This is a genomic window from Actinomadura chokoriensis (genome assembly GCF_041463665.1).
Taxonomy (GTDB): domain Bacteria; phylum Actinomycetota; class Actinomycetes; order Streptosporangiales; family Streptosporangiaceae; genus Spirillospora; species Spirillospora chokoriensis_A.
On record NZ_JAXCEJ010000003.1, the window covers coordinates 67,160 to 84,077 of the forward strand.

The 16,918-nt window shown below is 73.3% G+C and carries 15 protein-coding genes; 7 read left to right on the forward strand and 8 right to left on the reverse strand.

The window, feature by feature from the left end; all coding sequences use genetic code 11:
* The first annotated feature begins 59 nt into the window (after window positions 1-59).
* From SM418_RS06515 to SM418_RS06525, 3 genes are read left to right on the forward strand one after another with little or no spacing between them, the layout of a single operon-like run.
* Entirely contained in the window at window positions 60-572 is a 513-nt protein-coding gene (locus SM418_RS06515) for a DoxX family protein (protein WP_371939735.1), read from the forward strand.
* A 55-nt stretch (window positions 573-627) separates the two neighbouring features.
* The gene (locus tag SM418_RS06520; protein WP_371939736.1) at window positions 628-1,419 is read left to right on the forward strand and encodes an enoyl-CoA hydratase; all 792 of its coding nucleotides are present in this window, start codon (window positions 628-630) and stop codon (window positions 1,417-1,419) included.
* A gap of 59 nt (window positions 1,420-1,478) precedes the next feature.
* Window positions 1,479-2,318: a TIGR03619 family F420-dependent LLM class oxidoreductase gene (locus SM418_RS06525; protein WP_371939737.1), complete on the forward strand. Its 840-nt coding sequence runs from the start codon at window positions 1,479-1,481 to the stop codon at window positions 2,316-2,318.
* A 29-nt stretch (window positions 2,319-2,347) separates the two neighbouring features.
* Here the strand turns inward: SM418_RS06525 and SM418_RS06530 are convergent, their stop codons facing one another.
* The 6 genes from SM418_RS06530 to SM418_RS06555 form a co-directional block, all read right to left on the reverse strand.
* Complete coding sequence (locus SM418_RS06530; protein ID WP_371939738.1) at window positions 2,348-3,142, reverse strand: PaaI family thioesterase; 795 nt, start codon at window positions 3,140-3,142, stop codon at window positions 2,348-2,350.
* The gene (locus tag SM418_RS06535) at window positions 3,139-4,083 is read right to left on the reverse strand and encodes an LLM class flavin-dependent oxidoreductase (protein WP_371939739.1); all 945 of its coding nucleotides are present in this window, start codon (window positions 4,081-4,083) and stop codon (window positions 3,139-3,141) included. Before SM418_RS06535 ends, SM418_RS06530 begins: the two co-directional genes overlap by 4 nt.
* Window positions 4,080-5,258 carry an amidohydrolase family protein gene (locus SM418_RS06540; protein WP_371939740.1) on the reverse strand — a complete coding sequence of 393 codons (1,179 nt, stop codon included), beginning with the start codon at window positions 5,256-5,258 and terminating at the stop codon, window positions 4,080-4,082. The genes SM418_RS06535 and SM418_RS06540 overlap by 4 nt, the downstream gene beginning before the upstream one ends.
* A gap of 52 nt (window positions 5,259-5,310) precedes the next feature.
* Entirely contained in the window at window positions 5,311-5,658 is a 348-nt protein-coding gene (locus tag SM418_RS06545; protein ID WP_371939741.1) for a DUF427 domain-containing protein, read from the reverse strand.
* Between the two features lie 116 nt (window positions 5,659-5,774).
* Window positions 5,775-7,409: an AMP-binding protein gene (locus tag SM418_RS06550; RefSeq protein ID WP_371939742.1), complete on the reverse strand. Its 1,635-nt coding sequence runs from the start codon at window positions 7,407-7,409 to the stop codon at window positions 5,775-5,777.
* 109 nt (window positions 7,410-7,518) lie between these two features.
* Entirely contained in the window at window positions 7,519-8,415 is an 897-nt protein-coding gene (locus SM418_RS06555) for an acyl-CoA thioesterase (RefSeq protein ID WP_371939743.1), read from the reverse strand.
* A 164-nt stretch (window positions 8,416-8,579) separates the two neighbouring features.
* Here SM418_RS06555 and SM418_RS06560 point away from each other — a divergent pair, with 164 nt between their 5' ends.
* Genes SM418_RS06560 through SM418_RS06575 form a run of 4 tightly spaced genes read left to right on the forward strand, consistent with a single transcriptional unit; the run spans window position 8,580 to window position 13,285 of the window.
* A complete protein-coding gene (locus SM418_RS06560; protein ID WP_371939744.1) occupies window positions 8,580-9,482 on the forward strand; it encodes a MaoC family dehydratase in 903 nt (300 codons plus the stop codon).
* The gene (locus tag SM418_RS06565) at window positions 9,479-11,086 is read left to right on the forward strand and encodes an AMP-binding protein (RefSeq protein ID WP_371939745.1); all 1,608 of its coding nucleotides are present in this window, start codon (window positions 9,479-9,481) and stop codon (window positions 11,084-11,086) included. The genes SM418_RS06560 and SM418_RS06565 overlap by 4 nt, the downstream gene beginning before the upstream one ends.
* A gap of 16 nt (window positions 11,087-11,102) precedes the next feature.
* On the forward strand, window positions 11,103-12,140 hold the full coding sequence (locus SM418_RS06570) for an acyl-CoA dehydrogenase family protein (RefSeq protein ID WP_371939746.1): 1,038 nt from the start codon (window positions 11,103-11,105) through the stop codon (window positions 12,138-12,140).
* Window positions 12,125-13,285, forward strand: coding sequence for an acyl-CoA dehydrogenase family protein (locus SM418_RS06575; protein ID WP_371939747.1), 1,161 nt, complete (start codon window positions 12,125-12,127; stop codon window positions 13,283-13,285). Before SM418_RS06570 ends, SM418_RS06575 begins: the two co-directional genes overlap by 16 nt.
* A gap of 93 nt (window positions 13,286-13,378) precedes the next feature.
* Here the strand turns inward: SM418_RS06575 and SM418_RS06580 are convergent, their stop codons facing one another.
* Window positions 13,379-14,107: an ABC transporter ATP-binding protein gene (locus SM418_RS06580; RefSeq protein WP_371940124.1), complete on the reverse strand. Its 729-nt coding sequence runs from the start codon at window positions 14,105-14,107 to the stop codon at window positions 13,379-13,381.
* 5 nt (window positions 14,108-14,112) lie between these two features.
* Window positions 14,113-16,896 carry an ABC transporter permease subunit gene (locus tag SM418_RS06585; RefSeq protein WP_371939748.1) on the reverse strand — a complete coding sequence of 928 codons (2,784 nt, stop codon included), beginning with the start codon at window positions 16,894-16,896 and terminating at the stop codon, window positions 14,113-14,115.
* Window positions 16,897-16,918: the final 22 nt, after the last annotated feature.

Sequence of the window (16,918 nt, forward strand, 5' to 3'; positions counted from 1 at the left end):
TTGATTCTGATTTCAATGTCAAGAATGGTGCCCGCCGCGGCGGCTGGAAGGTGGACGTGATGGACGCCGAGGTCGTCGCCCTGCTGCTGGTACGCGCGGTGCTGGGCGTCACGATGATCGCGCACGGGGTCAATCACTGGGTGGGCGGTGGCCGCATCGACGGCACCGCCCGCTGGTTCTCGGGGCTCGGCCTGCGGCACGGGAGGGTGCAGGCGTGGGCGAGCGTGGTCACCGAGATCGGCGCGGGCGCGCTGCTGGTGATCGGCTTCCTCACGCCGCTGGCCTGCGCGGCGGTCATCTCGGTGATGCTGGTCGCGGGGATCCTCGCGCACCGCCCGAACGGGTTCTTCGTCTTCAAGGAGGGCTACGAGTACGTCCTCGTGCTGGCGGTGGTCTCGCTGGCCCTGGCGCTGCTCGGCCCGGGCAAGTGGTCGGTGGACGACGCCGCCGGGATCGTGCTGGACGGCTGGGCGGGCGGCGGCGTCGCGCTCGGCGTGGCCGCGGTCGCGACGGCGGGCCTGCTCGCGACGTTCTGGCGGCCGGAACCGCAGAAGGCGGAAGCGGCCGCCTGAGCCCGCCCCCATGCTCGCCGGGCGCCTGCTCGGCCGGTCAGACAAGGAGAATCCGATGGACCACATTCTGTACGAGGTCGAGGACCGGGTCGCGGTCATCTCGCTGAACCGTCCCGAGGCGGCCAACGCCCAGAGCATGGAACTCCTGGACGATCTCGACGCGGCGTGGTCGAAGGCGGCGGCCGACGACGAGGTGCGGGTGATCGTGCTGCGCGGCAACGGCAGGCACTTCTCGGCCGGGCACGACATGAAGGGCGGAGGTCCCGCCCCCGACAAGCTCACCCTTGAGTACATCTACGGCATCGAGGCACGCCGCTACCTGGAGTACTCCCTGCGGTGGCGCAACGTGCCCAAGCCGTCGATCGCGGCGGTGCAGGGCAAGTGCATCGCCGGCGGCCTCATGCTGTGCTGGCCCTGCGACCTGATCGTGGCGGCCGACAACGCGCAGTTCTCCGACCCGGTGGTCCACATGGGCATCGGCGGCGTCGAATACCACGGCCACACCTGGGAACTGGGGCCGCGCAAGGCCAAGGAGATCCTGTTCACCGGGCGCGCCATCACCGCCGACGAGGCCGAGAAGGTCGGCATGGTCAACCGCGTCGTCCCCCTGGACCAACTGGACGACGCCGCGATGGAACTGGCCGCCCAGATCGCCCGCATGCACCCCTTCGCCCTGCGGCAGGCCAAACGCGCCGTCAACCAGACCCAGGACGTCCAGGGCTTCTACGCCGCCATCCAGTCGGTCTTCGACATCCACCAGACCGGCCACGGCAACGCCCTCAGCGACAGCGGCCTCCCCGTCCTGATGCAGCTCGACGGGATGAAGGACAAGCTCAAGAGCCAGTGAGCGGCCGCATTCACTACTGACTTCGATATCGAGAACGCACGGCGGGTCGGGAGGCCGGCATGGAGTTCGGGGTGCAGCTCGGCGCCGTCAGTCCGCGGCTCTGGGGCGAGGTGGCCGAGGAGGCGGACCGGCTCGGGTTCGAGTCCGTGTGGATCCCCGAGCACCTGGTCCTGCCGGTCGACGGGGCGGGGAGCCCGCACGAGGGCTCCGACCACCCGCCGATCCCCCCAGACGTCCCGGTCTTCGACGCGTTCGGCGTGCTGTGCCACCTGGCCGCGCGGACGACCCGGATCAGGCTCGGCACCTGCGTGTACAACATCGGGCTGCGGCACCCGTTCGTGACGGCCCGGGCGGCGGCGACGGCCGACGTCCTGTCCGGCGGGCGGCTCGCGTTCGGTGTCGGGGCCGGCTGGCTGCGCGCCGAATGGGAGGCGGTCGGGCTGGACTTCGACCGCCGCGGGGCCCGGATGGACGAGGCCATTGAGATCTGCCGCCGCCTGTGGAGCGAGGCCGTGGTGGAGCACCACGGGGACCACTTCGACTTCGGCCCCGTCGCGTTCGAGCCGAAGCCGGTGCAGCGGCCGGGTCCGGCGCTGCACATCGGCGGCGACGGGGCGGCGGCGCTGCGCCGGGCGGCCACGGTCGGCACGGGCTGGATGCCGATGAACCACACCCTGGAACGGCTCCCCCGCTCGCTGGCGCGGCTGGGCGAACTGGCCGAGGGCGCCGGACGGACGTCCCCCATCGAGGTCACGCTGCCCGGCGCCCGGATCGGCCGGCCCGAAGAGGTCGAGACCTATGCACGGGCCGGCGTGACACGCCTGATCGTCGCGCCCTGGGCCCGTTCCCGGGAGGCGCTGGACGGCCTGCGCCGGTTCGCCGACGAGTTCCTCGCGTAACGGGCCCCGCCGGGCTCGGCCGGGCCCGGCTACCGGGCGCCCGGGAAGGCTCCGGCGGGGAAGGTTCTGGCGGTGGCGATGCAGCTGAGGCGGTCGCCGTTGCCGGCGTCGCGCAGTTCCACCTGGCCGAGCCCGTCCTGCTGGCGGGCGGTCGCGACGACGGGTCCCACGCGGGCGGGCTGGACGTAGCGCAGGCCGAGGGAGCACAACGTGTCGCCCGGCGCCAGCGACAGCGCCGCCTCCTCGGCGGCCAGGGCGATGAGCCCGCCGTTGACGGTGCCGGAGACGTTCAAGCCGTCCTCGGACCGGGGAAGGACGGCCACGCCGGGACCGCGACGTTCGCAGCCGGCGCGCTCGGCGAACGGCAGGACCATCCGGTCCTCCCGCGCCGGGAGTTCGACGTCGAAGCTGGGCGGCAGCTTCAGGCCCGGATCCGGCGCCATCATGAACGAGGCGTTCGCGATCGCCAGCGGTCCCGCGCCGGACGAGGTGAACTCGACCGAGGAGACGAAGACCGAACGGCCGACCTTGACGACCCTGGCGATCCCTTCGACGGTGCCCTCCGCGGGGGCCGGACGGTACAGCTGCACGTCGAGTTCCAGGGTCACCGGAACCCGCGGAGTCGTGACCTGGGTGGCCAGCAGGCCGGTCAGGGTGTCGGCCCACGCGGCCAGGATGGACGTCCGCAGGCGCGTCGTCCCCGGTACGTGCATCACGGGGGTGATCGAGGCCGAACCGCACAGGTCCTCGCCGTCCCGCCTGGTCGCGAAGCCCAGTTCGTCGAGCAGGTACTTCTGCGCGGGCGGCTCGCTGCTGATGGTCACTCCCCGTGCTCCTTCGAGGTGATGGGCCGTTCCAGTGCCGGGAGGACCTCCTCGGCGAAGAGCCGGATCGTCTCCGGCGTGCCGAAGTCATGGAACTGGCAGACGAAAAGTTCGGCTCCGGCCGCGCGTTCGCGCGCCAGCTCGGCGGCGACCTCGTCGGGGGTTCCGGCGATCACCCCGCCCCACGCGCCGAAGCGGCGGCGGGCGGTCTCCACGACCTCCTCGCGCGCCGCCGAGGAGGCGGCCAGGCCGATCGGGTGCTGGACCGAGATCCGCGCCGCGCCCGCCGACGGGCGCAGTTCGGCGAGCCGGTGCGCGGCGCTCGACGGGCAGTTCCACCAGTCGGCCCTGCCCGCGACCAGGGGCATGGTGAGCCGCGGGCCGGCGCCGCCGAGGTGGATCGGCACCCGGCCGGCGACGGGCCGCGGCCGGCAGACCGCGTCCCGGAGCGTCCAGTGCTCGCCGTCGAAGCCGACCGGCTCCCCGGTCCACAGCAGGCGGAGGAGGTCGATCGTCTCGGCGAGCCGGCCGGCCCGGGCCGCGGGACCGGGGTCGTGGAAACCGTAGTCGGTGAGCTCCCGGGGGACCGACCCCCAGCCGAGGCCGAGTTCCAGCCGGCCGCCGGAGATGACGTCGAGGCTCGCGGCCATCTTCGCCAGCACCGCCGGGTGGCGGAACTCGGCGCACAGCACGAGGTGGCCGACGCGCAGCCGCTCGGTGCGCATGGCCACCGCCGTGGCGACCGTCCAGGCGTCCAGCATGTCGAGACCGCGGCCCCCGGGGGGCGCCAGGTGATCGATGAACCAGACGGAATGGAAGCCGGCCTCCTCCGCCGCCCGCGCGCGCCGTTCGATGGCGGTGAAGTCCATCCGGATCTGCGGCAGGTAGAGGCCGGCGCGCGCCCGGGTGACCGGGCCGCCGGGCCCGGACGGCCCGGTCACACGGGGAGGAGGCGGGAGAGGTTGCCGCCCATGATCTTCGCCTTGGCGTCGTCGCTGAGGCCGGCGAGGTCGTCGATGTAGGTGATCGGGTCGGCCTTGCCCTCGGGGTGGGGGAAGTCCGAGCCGAACAGCACCCGGTCGATGCCGAGCAGGTCGGCGAGCGCGGACATGTCGTCCTCGATGAACGGGCTCACGTGGATCAGCCGGCGCATCTGCTCCACCGGGTGCTCCTGGAAGCCGTGCGGCATCTTCTTGAAGGTGACCGCGAGCTTGTCCAGCAGCGGCCCCACCCACGACGACCCGGTCTCGATGGTGGCGATCTTCAGGTCGGGGAAGCGGGACAGGCAGCCGTGGCAGATCAGCGACGCGACCGTGTCCTCGATCGCCCGCCACTGGCCGATCTCGCGGAAGGGCTGGAGGGTGAACGGCAGGTACTCGTTCTGCTTGCCCTCCCAGTCCGCGGTGTACCGCTGGTACCCGCTGTCGGAGGAGTGGAAGGCCACCAGCGTGCCGCTGTCCTGGGCCAGCTTCCAGAACGGGTCGAACTCCGGCAGCGCCATCGAGCGGGGACCGCGGACGCCGTAGGCCGGGGCGGGACGGACCAGCACCACGCGCGCCCCGCGCTCCAGGCACCACTCCAGCTCCTTGACCGCCTCCTCGACGATCGGGAGCGAGATCACCGGGGCGGTGAAGATCCGGTCCTGGTAGTTGAACGACCAGACCTCGTCCAGCCACTGGTTCAGCGCGTGGGTCGCGGCGTGGGTCAGCTCCGGGTCGTCCCGCATCCGCTCTTCCAGCAGGCTCGCCAGCGTCGGGAACATCAGGCTGCGCTGGATGCCCTGCTCGTTCATCAGCTCCAGCCGCGGCGCCGGCTCCCGGAACGCCGGGACCGACTCGATCGGCTTACCGACGATCTCCCGGTACGACTTGCCCTCGGGGTTCCCGTTCTTGAAGTAGTCCTCCTGCGCGCCGGGGCGGGCGACCCTCTCGAACGTCGGGTTCGGGATGTAGTCGCTGATCTGCCCGCGAATCGCGATCTTCGTCCGTCCCCGGACCTGGACGTACTCGATGGCGCCCTGGTACTCCTTCGGCAGGTACCGGGTGAAGGCGTCCTCGGTCTCGTACAGGTGGTTGTCCGCGTCGAACAGCGGGAACGGCAGCTCACGTGACGGCATTACTGTCACCCTTTCGGAAATTGCGCTGAGCGCCCGGCGGCCCGGGCCGGTATCAGGGGCGGGGGGCCGAGGTGACCGGGTCGGCCGCGCCGATCCGGACGACGGCCCGGTCCTGGTAGAAGGCGAGGTGGTCGCGCAGTAGCGCGACCTCGGTGTAGGGCTCGGGGTACTCCCAGGCGATCGGGGCGGCGCCGTCCCGCAGCCGCCAGTACTTCGCCCGGCCCTTGAAGGGGCACCGCGACGTGTGGTCGGAGGGGGCGAGGAGCTCGACCCGCACGTCCGCCCGCGGCACGTAGACGACGAGGCCGTGGTCCTGCTCGTCCACCATGAGCGCGGCCGTCGTCTCGGCCAGCGTGACGCCGTCGCAGGAGACCTGGACGAGGTTCCGTTTGCGACGCACGTCGACGCGGTAGTCCGGCCGTTCGACATAACCCGGCGTTTCCAAACCCTCTCCCCTTTCGGAAGGGCGCCCACCGCACACCGCACCGTCGCAGTGGGCGCCCTGGCCTGTGCCCGTCACCGGACGTGCCGCAGCGAGCCGTCGCGGACCTGCTCGCGCAGCCGGAACTTCTGGATCTTCCCGGTCGCGGTCCGCGGGAAGTCGGTGACCAGGTGCACCGACTCCGGCCACTTCTGCCGCGCCAGCCCGGCCGCGGTCAGATGGGCGCGGACGTCGTCCAGCGAGACCGGACCGGCCTGCTCGTGCGGGCGGATCACCGCGGTGGCGTGCTCGCCCAGCCGCGGGTCCGGCTCGGCCACGACGCTGACCTCGGCGACCTGCTCCATGCTCAGCAGCAGCGACTCGATCTCCTGCGCGCTGATGTTCTCGCCGCCGCGGATGATGACGTCGGCGACGCGGTCGGTGATCGTGAGGTAGCCGTCGGCGTCCACCGTGCCCATGTCGCCGGTGCGGTACCAGCCGTCGCCGGTGAACGCGCGGGCGGTCAGTTCCGGATCGGTGTAGCCGATGAAGCAGTCCGCGCCGCGCGTCAGGATCTCGCCGTCCTCGTCGATGCGGAACTCGGCGCCCGGCAGCGCGCGGCCGTCGGTGCGCAGCCGCTTCTCCTGCGCGTCCTCCAGGAGGCTCGCGGTGACCGACGGGTGCTCGGTGCTCCCGTAGGACCGGAAGACCGCGATGCCCTCCGCGGTCGCCCGCTCGGTGAACGATTCCGGAACCGACGCGCCGCCGAGCCCCATGTACGGGATCTGCGTGAGGTGCCCGGGGGTGAAGTCGGGGTGGTCCAGCAGGCTGGTCAGGAAGTACGGCGGGCCGCCGGCGATGCCGAGACCGTCCGCGGCCATCATGCGCAGGACCTCGGCCGGGTCCCACCGGTCGATCAGGTTCACCGGCTCGGCCCGCAGCAGCGGCAGCAGGAACGCGTTGATCATCCCCATGAAGTGGCCGACCGGGGTGCCGACGATCTGCGGCGGCCCGCCCTTGCCGTAGAAATGGTCGGCCTGGCGCGCCTCCCAGCCGATCGTCTGGTGGCTGTGCACCACGCCCTTGGGGTTGAGCGTCGTGCCGGAGGTGAAGCCGACGATGGCCGGTGAGGCGGGATCGACGGCCTCCGGCTCCTGGAGCGGGTCGGCCTCCAGCATCCGGTGGAAGGGCGTCGCGCCCCGGGGCAGCTCCCGCTCCGGACGGTCGCTCACCACCAGCCAGAGCGGCTCGGCGTCCCGTTTCGCCAGCAGCTCCTCGTACTGCTGCAAGTGGTCGGTGCGGCCGAAGGCGTCGGGGGTGACGATCGCGTCGGGCCGGACCACGTCGAGGATGTAGCCGACTTCCTTCGGGCCGTAGAAGTGCACCACGGGGACGACGGTCGCCCCGGTGTACGTCGCGGCCCAGAACGTGATGGCGGCCTCGGCCCAGTTCGGGAGCTGGAGCACGATGACCGAGCCCGGGCCGATGCCGCGGACCCGCAGCGCCCAGGCCAGCGAGCGCGCCGCCCGGTCCACCTCGGCGAGGGTGCCGGTGTAGGGGCGCGCCGCGGACCGTACATGGAAGCGCGAGCGGGGGGCGCGGCGCAGTCCCGCTGCCACCATCGAGCCGAGGGAGTCTCCGGTCCACCGGCCCTCGTCGCGGTAGCGCTGGGCGAGCCCGGCGGGAACCGTCCGGAGGCCCCAGCCTTCGAAAGCAGAGCTTGCCGTCACCGTATCGCCTTCAGTCGTCGGTCGTGGGGGCGGGCGGCTGCGGCCCGCCGGTCCTGGCGCTCACCATCAAAGTATGTTTCGACGTCGAGGTCAATACCTGGGAGCGGCCTCATAGCGTCGTGCCCGAAACCGGGGCGGTGCCGGTGAGCGGCCGGATCATGCCCTGCACGGAGTAGGAGGCGACCAGCCGCCCGTCCTCCGCGTAGACGCGCCCCTCGCTCTGCGTCATCCCCCGGCCGGTGTACACGACCTGGTTGGCGTAGAGCAGCCATTGTGTGACGTCGACGTCGGAATGGTAGGAGACCGTGGCGGTCAGGATCCCGGTGGAGATCGTCTTGTGGGCCATGGCCTCGCTGTAGCCCGCGTGCGGGCGCAGCGCGGCCGCGATCGTCCAGTGCGTCGTCGACTGCGTCATCAGCGCGGCGTGCAGGTACCCGGCCGGGGGCGCGGCGGCGAAGCGGGTCCACACGAACAGCTCCGGGGGCCCCACATGCCCCGGGTCCCAGTCGTAGGCGTCGTCGACGACGCGGATCTCCCTGCCCCCGACCAGCATCTCGGGCGGCTCGAACGGGTTCAGCTCGTCCGGGCGGGGCACGTCCGGCATCGGCGCCGTCGAGGCGACCAGGTCGCCCGCGTCCGCGCCCATCAGGATCAGGCCCGCGCCGCGCACCTTCCCCTGCTGGACCGCCCGCGCCTGGACGGTGGAGTAGGTCCGGCCCCGGTGCGGGACGTCCAGCTCCACGGTGATCTCGTCGTCGTGGCGGGCCGCCCGCGAGAAGATCATCGTGGCGGACGTGACGCGCTGGCCGGGGATCTCCTTGGACGCGGCGACGACGGCGTCCGCGACGAGCTGGCCGGCCTCCACCACGTTGCGGCCGGCGGGCCCGTGGGCGGGGGCCGTGTACCGCCCCGGACCGTCCGGCCGGACGTCCATCAGCCTGAGCAGCTCGTCCTGGTCCCAGGGCCTGGCCCGGTCGTCCGCACCGGTCGGCGCTCCAGCCTCCATCACTCCCACTCCCCTTCGATCCGATTGCGACGTCGATACCTGGCGCCGGTCGGTTCCGCCGGCTCACAGATCAACCTATGTCTTAGAGATACCTATTGACAACGACGTCGAAATCATGTGTGCTCGTCGGACCGCGCAGCGGGGGCGGAGGACGAGGAGGTACCGTGCCGGACGGCGTTTCGGAGATCCTGCGTTTCGTCGAGGGCTGGGGCCGGCGCGCCTACCCGGTGCCCTGGTCGGTCCGGGACACGATCACCTACGCCATAGCGACCGGCGCCGACGCGCACAACGGCCGGGCGCTCGTCTGGGAGTCGGCGCCCGGCTTCGGGACGCTCGCGACGTTCGCCACCCGCTTCGCGCACGAGGCCCTCGTCGACTTCGCGACGGGCACGCGGCACGCGGGGCTCCTGTCCTTCGCGCGCGCGACCCGCGTCCGCGTCCACCGCCCGCTCGCCGCCGAGTGCGGCGACGCCGTCGCGTCGGCCTCGCTCGCCGTCGCCGAGCGGACCGCCGGCCGGCTCGTGCTGAGGCTCGACGTCGAGACGTCCGCCGGCGGCGAGCCGATCGCGGACTCCTCGCTCGACGTGCACTTCCGCCTGCCCGCGGCGGACGGCGCGCGGCGCCCGCCCACCGCCGCGCGGGACGGCGCGGACGGGGACACCGGCTGGCGGGTCGAGGCCCGCGAGACCGTCCACCCCTACCAGGCCGCGGTCTTCCGCACCCTGCTGGGGCTCACGGCCGACGGGCGGGTGCAGGACGTGATGCACATCGATCCGGCCGAGTCGCGGAGGCTCGGGCTGCCGGCGCCGGCGCTCCCCGGGGAGGTCACCCTCGGCATCGTCGCCCGGCTGGCCGTCCAGAACGCCGCGCGGCTCGGCGTCGGCGAGCTTCGCGGGGCCGCGGTCTCGTACCTGAAGCCCGTGGCGGACGCCGACCGGCTGGTGCTCGGTTTCGCCCCCGCCGGCGGCGGCACGGTGCGCGCGCGGGCCGTCAACGGCGACGGCCGCGTCGCGCTGCGCGGCGAACTGCACTTCCACCCCGACCCCGCACGCTGTGAGGCATCGTGAAACCCTCCTTCGAAGGCTCGCTTCCGCCGCTGGCGGAGCGCACCGTCCTGCACGTCCTGCGCGGGCACGCCGAGCGGCACCCCGACCGTCCCGCGATCGCCGGGCCGGGCGTCGAGCTGAGCTACGGCCGGTTGCTGGACGAGGCCGCCGCGCTGGCCGGCGCCCTGCGCGCGTACGGCATCCGGCCCGGCGACCGCGTGCTGCTGATGCTGGACAACCACGTCGACGCGGTCGTCGCATGGCTGGGGCTCACCTGCGCGGGCGCCGTCGAGGTGCCGGTCAACACCGCGTTCGACGGCGGCTTCCTCGACCACGTCGTCCACGACAGCGGCGGCGTGGCGGCCATCGCCGAGGAGCACCATCTCGACCGCCTGTCCGCCGCCGACGGAGGGCGGCTGCGCGGCCGCGTCATCACCCGCGCTCCGGCGAAGGCGGGCCTCTACGGAACGGGCCCAAGCCGGTTCGGCCTGCCCGACGGCGAGCCCACCGTCGCCGACGCCCGGCCGTGGGACATCGCGGCGATCTTCTACACCTCCGGGACGACCGGGCCGAGCAAGGGGGTGCTCGTCCCCCACGCCCAGGCCTACGGGTACGCCAGCCCGGTGTACGTCGGCGCGGTCGAGCCCGACGACACCAGCTACGTGGCGCTGCCGCTGTTCCACGTGGGCGGTCAGCTGTGGGGCGTGTACAACGCGCTGATCGCCGGTGCCCGCGCCTACCTCACCCCCCGGTTCTCCGCCTCGGGCTTCTGGGCGGAGGTCGCGCGAAGCGGCTCGACCTTCGCCGTGCTGACCGGCGCCATGGCGCGGTTCCTGGAGGCCCGGCCGCCGGGCCCGCTGGACCGGACGAGCGGTCTCCGCGCGGTGTGCCTGGCGCCGGTCCCGGCCGACGCCGACGCGTTCTGCGAGCGGTTCGGGGTCACCTACTGCTCCGGCTACGGCAGCACCGAGGCCGCCACCCCGCTCGCCGCCCCGCACGGGGTCTCGGGCGCCGGCGGCATCGGATGGGTGCGGCCGGGATTCGACGCCCTGGTCGTCGACGAGCACGACATGCCGGTCCCGGACGGGCAGATCGGCGAACTGATCGTCCGGCCGCACGAGCCGTGGACGATGTTCCAGGGCTACGCCGGACGCCCGGAGGCGACGGCCGAGGCATGGCGGAACTCCTACTTCCACACCGGGGACGCCGTCCGCAGGACGCCCGGCGGCGAGTTCTTCCTTGTCGACCGCATCAGCGACAGCATCCGCCGCCGCGGCGAGAACATCTCCTCCGTCGAGGTCGAGGCCGAGGCGAACACGCACCCGCGGGTCGTCGAGGCCGCGGCGATCGGCGTGCCGAGCGAGCACAGCGAGGAGGAGGTCCTGCTGCTCGTGGTCCCCCATCCCGAGGGGCCGCCCGACCCGGCGGAGCTGTTCCGGTACGTCGCGGACGGGCTGCCCTACTTCGCCGTCCCCCGCTTCATCGCCTTCGTCCCCGAGTTGCCGCGCTCCGCGTCCAACAAGATCAAGAAGGGCCCGCTGCGCGCGGCGGGCGTCCCGGACGACGCGTGGGACGCGGAGCTCAACGGGCTGCGCGCCACCCGGCGCGGAGTCATCGCGATCTGAAGGCGGTATCCCCATCATGGACGTCGGTCTGAGTACCGAACAACGTCAGCTCGTCGAGTCCTTCACCGCCCTGTTCGCCGGCGCGTCGCCGCCGTCCCGGGTGCGGGAGGCCGAACCGCTCGGCTTCGACGCGGGCCTGTGGGACGCCGTCCGGTCCGCCGGCGCGGTGCCCATGGCGGCCGGCGAGGACGCCGGCGGCTGGGGCGCCGAGCCGCTCGACCTCGCGCTCGTCGCGGAGATCCACGGGCGCTTCCTCGCGCCCGTGCCGATCGTCGAGGCGCAGGTCGCGGTCCGGCTCCTCGCCCGGATCGGGACGCCGAGCGCCGCCGCCGCGCTCGCCGCGGCGCTGGCCGGCGAACGCACCGTGACGATGGCCGTCCATCCGGTCCGCGACGGCGTGGCCCGGCTCGTCCCGGCGGGCGCCGTGGCTGACGACGCGCTGGTGCTGGACGGCGATCGGCTGCTGCTCGTCCCGGCCGGAGGACCGCCCGTCGAGAACATCGGGTCGATGCCGCTCGCCGACCTGCCGCTGGGCCCGGACGCGGAGACGCTCGCCGCCGGGCCGGAGGCGGCGGCCGCCCATGAGGCGGCGCAGGACGAGTTCCTGCTGCTCGCGGCCGCCGCCCAGGTCGGCATCGCGGCCCGCGCCCTGGAGATCGGCGTCGGGTACGTCAGGGAACGGCGGGCGTGGAACGTTCCGATCGGTTCCTTCCAGGCGGTCGCCCACGCCCTCGCCGACTCGGCCGCCGCCGTCGACGGCGCCCGGCTGCTCGTCCACGAGGCCGCCTGGGCGGCCACCGAGGACCCGGGGCGCTTCGCCGAGCTCGCCGCCATGGCGTTCGGGTTCGCGACGGAGACGGCGCGCGACGCGACCTACCGCAGCCTGCACTTCCACGGCGGCTACGGATTCACCGACGAGTACGACGTCCAGCTGTACTACCGGCGCGCCCGCGCATGGGCCGGCGTCTGCCTCGAACCGCGCGCCGCCTACCGCCGGGCGGCCGACCGCCGTTACGGCCCCGCACAGATGGAGAAGCAGTGGACTTTCGCCTAGGAGAGCGCGGCGAGGCGCTCCGCACGGAGGTCAGGGCGTTCCTCGAGGAGCACCTCACCGACGAGCTCGCCGAGCGGTGCCACCGCACCGGCGTGGCCCACGACGCGGGATTCGTCCGCGCGATGCACGAGGCCGGCCTGCTCGCGCTGGGCTGGCCCGAGGAGTGGGGAGGACGTCCCTGCGACCCGTTCGACCTGTGCGTCGTGGAAGAGGAGCTGAGCAGGGCCGACGCTCCCACCTACGGGGTCAGCACGACGCACATGGTCGCGCGGGCCATCCTGCGGTGCGGCAGCGACGCGCAGCGGAAGGAGATCATCCCGAAGGCGGTGCGCGGCGAGACCGTCATCGTGCTGGGGTTCACCGAGCCCGAATGCGGCTCCGACCTCGCCGCCGCGCAGACCCGCGCCGTACGGGACGGCGACCACTGGGTGGTCAACGGCTCCAAGATGTTCACGACCAACGCCCACATCGGCGACCACGTGTTCCTGCTCGCGCGGACCGACCCGGCCGCCGCCAAGCACGAGGGGCTGACCGTGTTCCTCGTGCCCCTGGACCAGCCCGGCATCGAGGTGCAGGCCGTCCGCACCATCTCCGGTGAGCGGACGAACATCACCTACTACCGCGACGCGCGCGTCCACGACGAGTGGCGGATCGGCGAGGCCGGCGCCGGCTGGCGCGTCCTCGGGGAGGCGCTCCAGGAGGAGCACTCCACCGGCTTCGGCGCCTCGATGCTGCGGATGCTGGAGGCGGCGGAGGGCTGGGCGCGGACGGCGACCTGCGAGCGGGGCCGGCCCCGCCTCGCCGACCCCGGCGTCCGGGAGCGCCTCGGCCGCTGCGCCGCCGAGGCGGAGGTTTCCCTGCTGCTCCAGCGGCGCGCGGCGGTGATGGCCCGGCAGGGCGCCGTCCCCGCGGCGGAGGGGCCGATGTCCAAGCTCTTCAGCTCCGAGGCGCTGACCCGGGCGGCCGAGGACCTGTTCGCCATGCTCGGCCCGGACGCCCTGCGCAGCCACCTGTCCCCCACCGCGCCGGAGGGCGGGCGCGTCGAGCACGCGCTGCGCTTCTCCCTCGGGACGACGATCTACGGCGGGACGAGCGAGATCCAGCGCGGCATCATCGCCCGCCGGGGGCTCGGGCTCCCCCGCTGAGAGCGAGAGACGCCGAACAGGCAGATCGCCGAGCAGGTGAAACGGCGCCGGCGGCCGCCCCCGTCAGGGAGGGCGGCCGCCGGCGCCGTTCCGTCACTTCTCGGTGGGCCTCCCGGCGGTCTCCTCGGTGGCCTCCTCCGCAGGTCCGGCGCTCAGGTACGCCGCCTGCAACTCGCCGGACGAGGCGAGCAGTTCCGCGCCGGTGCCCGACATCGCCAGCCGTCCGCGCCGCAGCACGTGACCGCGGTCGCTGACCGACAGCACCTGCGAGGCGTGCTGCTCGACGATGAGCACCGCCGTCCCGGTGTCGGCCGCCGCGCGCAGCGCGTCCAGCAGGCGCGTCACGATCAGCGGGGCGAGGCCCAGGGACAGCTCGTCCACCAGCAGCAGGTCCGGCTTGGCCGCGAGGCTGCGGCCGAGCGCCAGCATCCGCTGCTCGCCGCCGGACAGCAGGCCGGCGCGGCGCTTGAGCAGCGGCTCCAGCTCGGGGAAGAGGGCGAGCGCGTCCTCGACCCGGCCGGCCCCGAGCTTCAGGTTCGCCAGCGTCGTCAGCCGGCTGAAGATCGACCCCTGCTCGCTGATGTAGGACACGCCGCGCCGGCTCCGCCGGTGCAGCGCGCCCCGCAGCGGGGCTCCCCGGTACCGGACGGTCCCGGACGTCGGCGCCAGCACCCCGGCGAGCGCGAGCAGCGTCGTGGTCTTGCCGGCCCCGTTGGGACCGAGCAGCGCCACGACCTCGCCCTCGTCGATGCGCAGGTCCAGCGACCGGATCACGTCCGCGCCGGAGTACCCCGCCGACAGCCCTTCGACGCTCAGCAGCATCGACGTCACGCCCTTTCCCGCTCGGCCTGCGCGTCCGTGCCGAGGTAGGCGGCCACCACGGCCGGATCCCGCAGGATCTCCTCCGGCTCCCCGTCCGCGATCAGCCGTCCGAAGTTGAGGACGGCGACCCGGTCGGCGCACGTCCGCACGAACGACATGTCGTGCTCCACGACCAGGACCGCGATGCCGAGGTTTCCGGCCAGCCGCCGGATCAGCCGGGCCAGCTCGGCCGTCTCCTCCTCGCTGAGCCCGGCGGCGGGCTCGTCGAGCAGCAGCACGGCCGGGTCGGCGGCCACCGCGCGGGCGATGGCCAGCAGCCGGCGCCGCCCGTGCGGCAGCTCGTCCGGGAGCCGCGCGAGGTCGTCGGCGAGCCCGAACTCCTGGACGGCCGCCTCGCCGGCGGCGGTCAGCCGCGGCATGCGCGGCCGGACCAGGTCGGTGACGTAGCGCAGCGGCGCCGGGCTCCCCGCCGTCACCAGGAGGTTCTCCAGGACGGTCAGGTCCTCGAACAGCTCCAGCGTCTGGAAGGAGCGGACCAGCCCGGCGCGGGCCCGGCGGGCCGCGGCCCAGTCCTCCATGGCCGCGTCGCCGAGCCGGATCCGCGCGCCGCGCTCGGGACGGACGAAGCCCGTCAGCGCGTCGATCACGGTGGTCTTCCCGGCGCCGTTCGGCCCGATCAGCGCCAGCACCTCGCCGTGGCCGACGTGCAGCCGGACGTCGTCCACGGCCTTGACCCGGCCGAAGCGGACGCTCAGCTCCGAGACGTCCAGGACGCGCTCGCCGGCCGGGCGTTCCCGGTGCGGCGAGTCCGCCTTGGCCTCCGCCGCAGGCCGCGCGGGCACGGCCGCGGCCGGGCGGCCCTCGGCGGGCCGGAACCGGTCGCGCACCAGCGCGGCGAAGCGGACCTGCTCGAAGGCCATCCCGCTCGGGTTGGCGAGAATGATGATCAGCAGCATGGCGCCCGAGACGATCTCCAGGGCGTTGGTGCCGAGCCCGAAGGAATGGATGATCTGGCCGCCGATGCCGCCCGGGGCGAACGTGCCGCCGCCGATCGCGCCGATGACGAAGCCGATCCCGCCGATCACCGTGTACACGACCAGCTGCACGGACGAGAACGGCGAGAACTCGGTCAGCACCAGGTTCCGCTGCCGGAACGCGAGCAGCACGCCGCCGAGCGCGGCGAGGGCCGCGCCGAGCGCGAACGCGTAGACCTTGATGGTCGCGCTGTCGAGCCCCAGCGCCGCTGCCGCCCGCTCGTTGCTGCGCAGCGCGATCAGCCGCAGCCCTGTCCAGCCGCGCCGCACGTTCGCCACGGCGACCGACACCGCGACGAGCAGCGCGAGCGTCACGAAGGCGAGCCGGCGCGGATGGTCGAAGCCGTCGATGGCCCAGCCGAACAGGTTCAGCGTGCCGATGTCGATCCCGGCCATCCCGCCGGTGAGGGCGGGGTTCTGCAGGATCAGCTGGGACAGCACGACCGACAGGCCGAAGGTGAGCAGGGCGAGGTTCACGCCCCGCGTCCGCAGCGCCGGAACCGCGATCACGACCCCGACCACCATGGTGATGGCCACGGCGGCGATCAGGGCCGGGAGGAACGGCCAGGACTGCGTCTGGATCAGCTTGCCGGCGATCCACGCGCCGGTGCCGGCCAGGCCCATCTGGGCGAGGGAGATCTGCCCGGTCAGGCCGGTGACCACCACCAGCGACAGGCAGATGATCGCGGCGGCGAGGCTGACCTGGACCGAGGCCGCCCAGGCGGGCGGCACCGTCATGATGACGACCGCGGTGACCGCGACCGCCGCGATGAGGCCCGGGACGGAGATCCGGCCCGTGCCGAGCACCGGGAGCCGGTCGAGCAGTTCGCCGCGGACCGGCAGGTTGCGGCCCGCGACGAACAGCACCACGACGATCATGAGGAACGCGGCCGAGTGGGACACCGACTGGGCGGTGAACGTCCCGAACAGCAGCCGGTTGTCCGAGACGAGCGGCGCCAGCGGGCCCTCGTCCACGATGTAGCGGCCGAGGAGCGTCTCCACCAGGCCGATGACGAGCGCCGCCGCGAGGGTCCGCCAGAAGGAGTAGAAGCGGCCGACGAGCGCCGCGGCCAGCGACCGCAGGACGATCAGCGCGAGCGCCTCCACGCTGAGGAACAGGATCGGCGCGACCAGGACGCCCGCCAGCGCCGCCAGCACGGCGCCGATCATCCAGTTGACCGTGGCGACGAGGTCCGGCGACTTGCCGAGCGCCGCCGCCGCGACCGGGTTCTCCGCGACGGCCTCGGTCGTCCGCCCGAACGACGTCCAGCGGAACAGGGCGACGAGGCCGAGCGTCAGCACGCCCGCGATGCCGATGATCCAGAACCGGTCCTCGCTGATCCCCGCGTCCGTCCCGAAGAGGTGGTGCACCGAGTGCGGGAGCGGGGAGACGACGAGGTCCTGCCCGCGCCCCCACAACTGGTAGCCGATGCCGACCAGCAGCGCGAAGACGCCCAGGGTCGCGACCAGCCGCACCAGCGCCGACGCGCGCCGCAGATGCTTCATCAGCAGCAGGTGCGTGGCGCCGCCGAGCACCGCGGGGACGCCCAGGGCGAGCGGCCACGCGGCGGCCTGCGACAGGCCGAGGTCGGGGGCGACGCGGTAGAACAGGTAGGCGCCGATCATGCTGTAGGCGCCCTGCGCGAAGTTCACGACCCCGCTGCCGCGGTAGATGAGTACGAGACCCTGGGCCGTGAGAGCGTAGACCGCCCCCACGGAGAGCCCCAGGATGACGAAGGTGAGCAAGTCGTTCATGGGCGAGGCTCCTGGCCTGTCC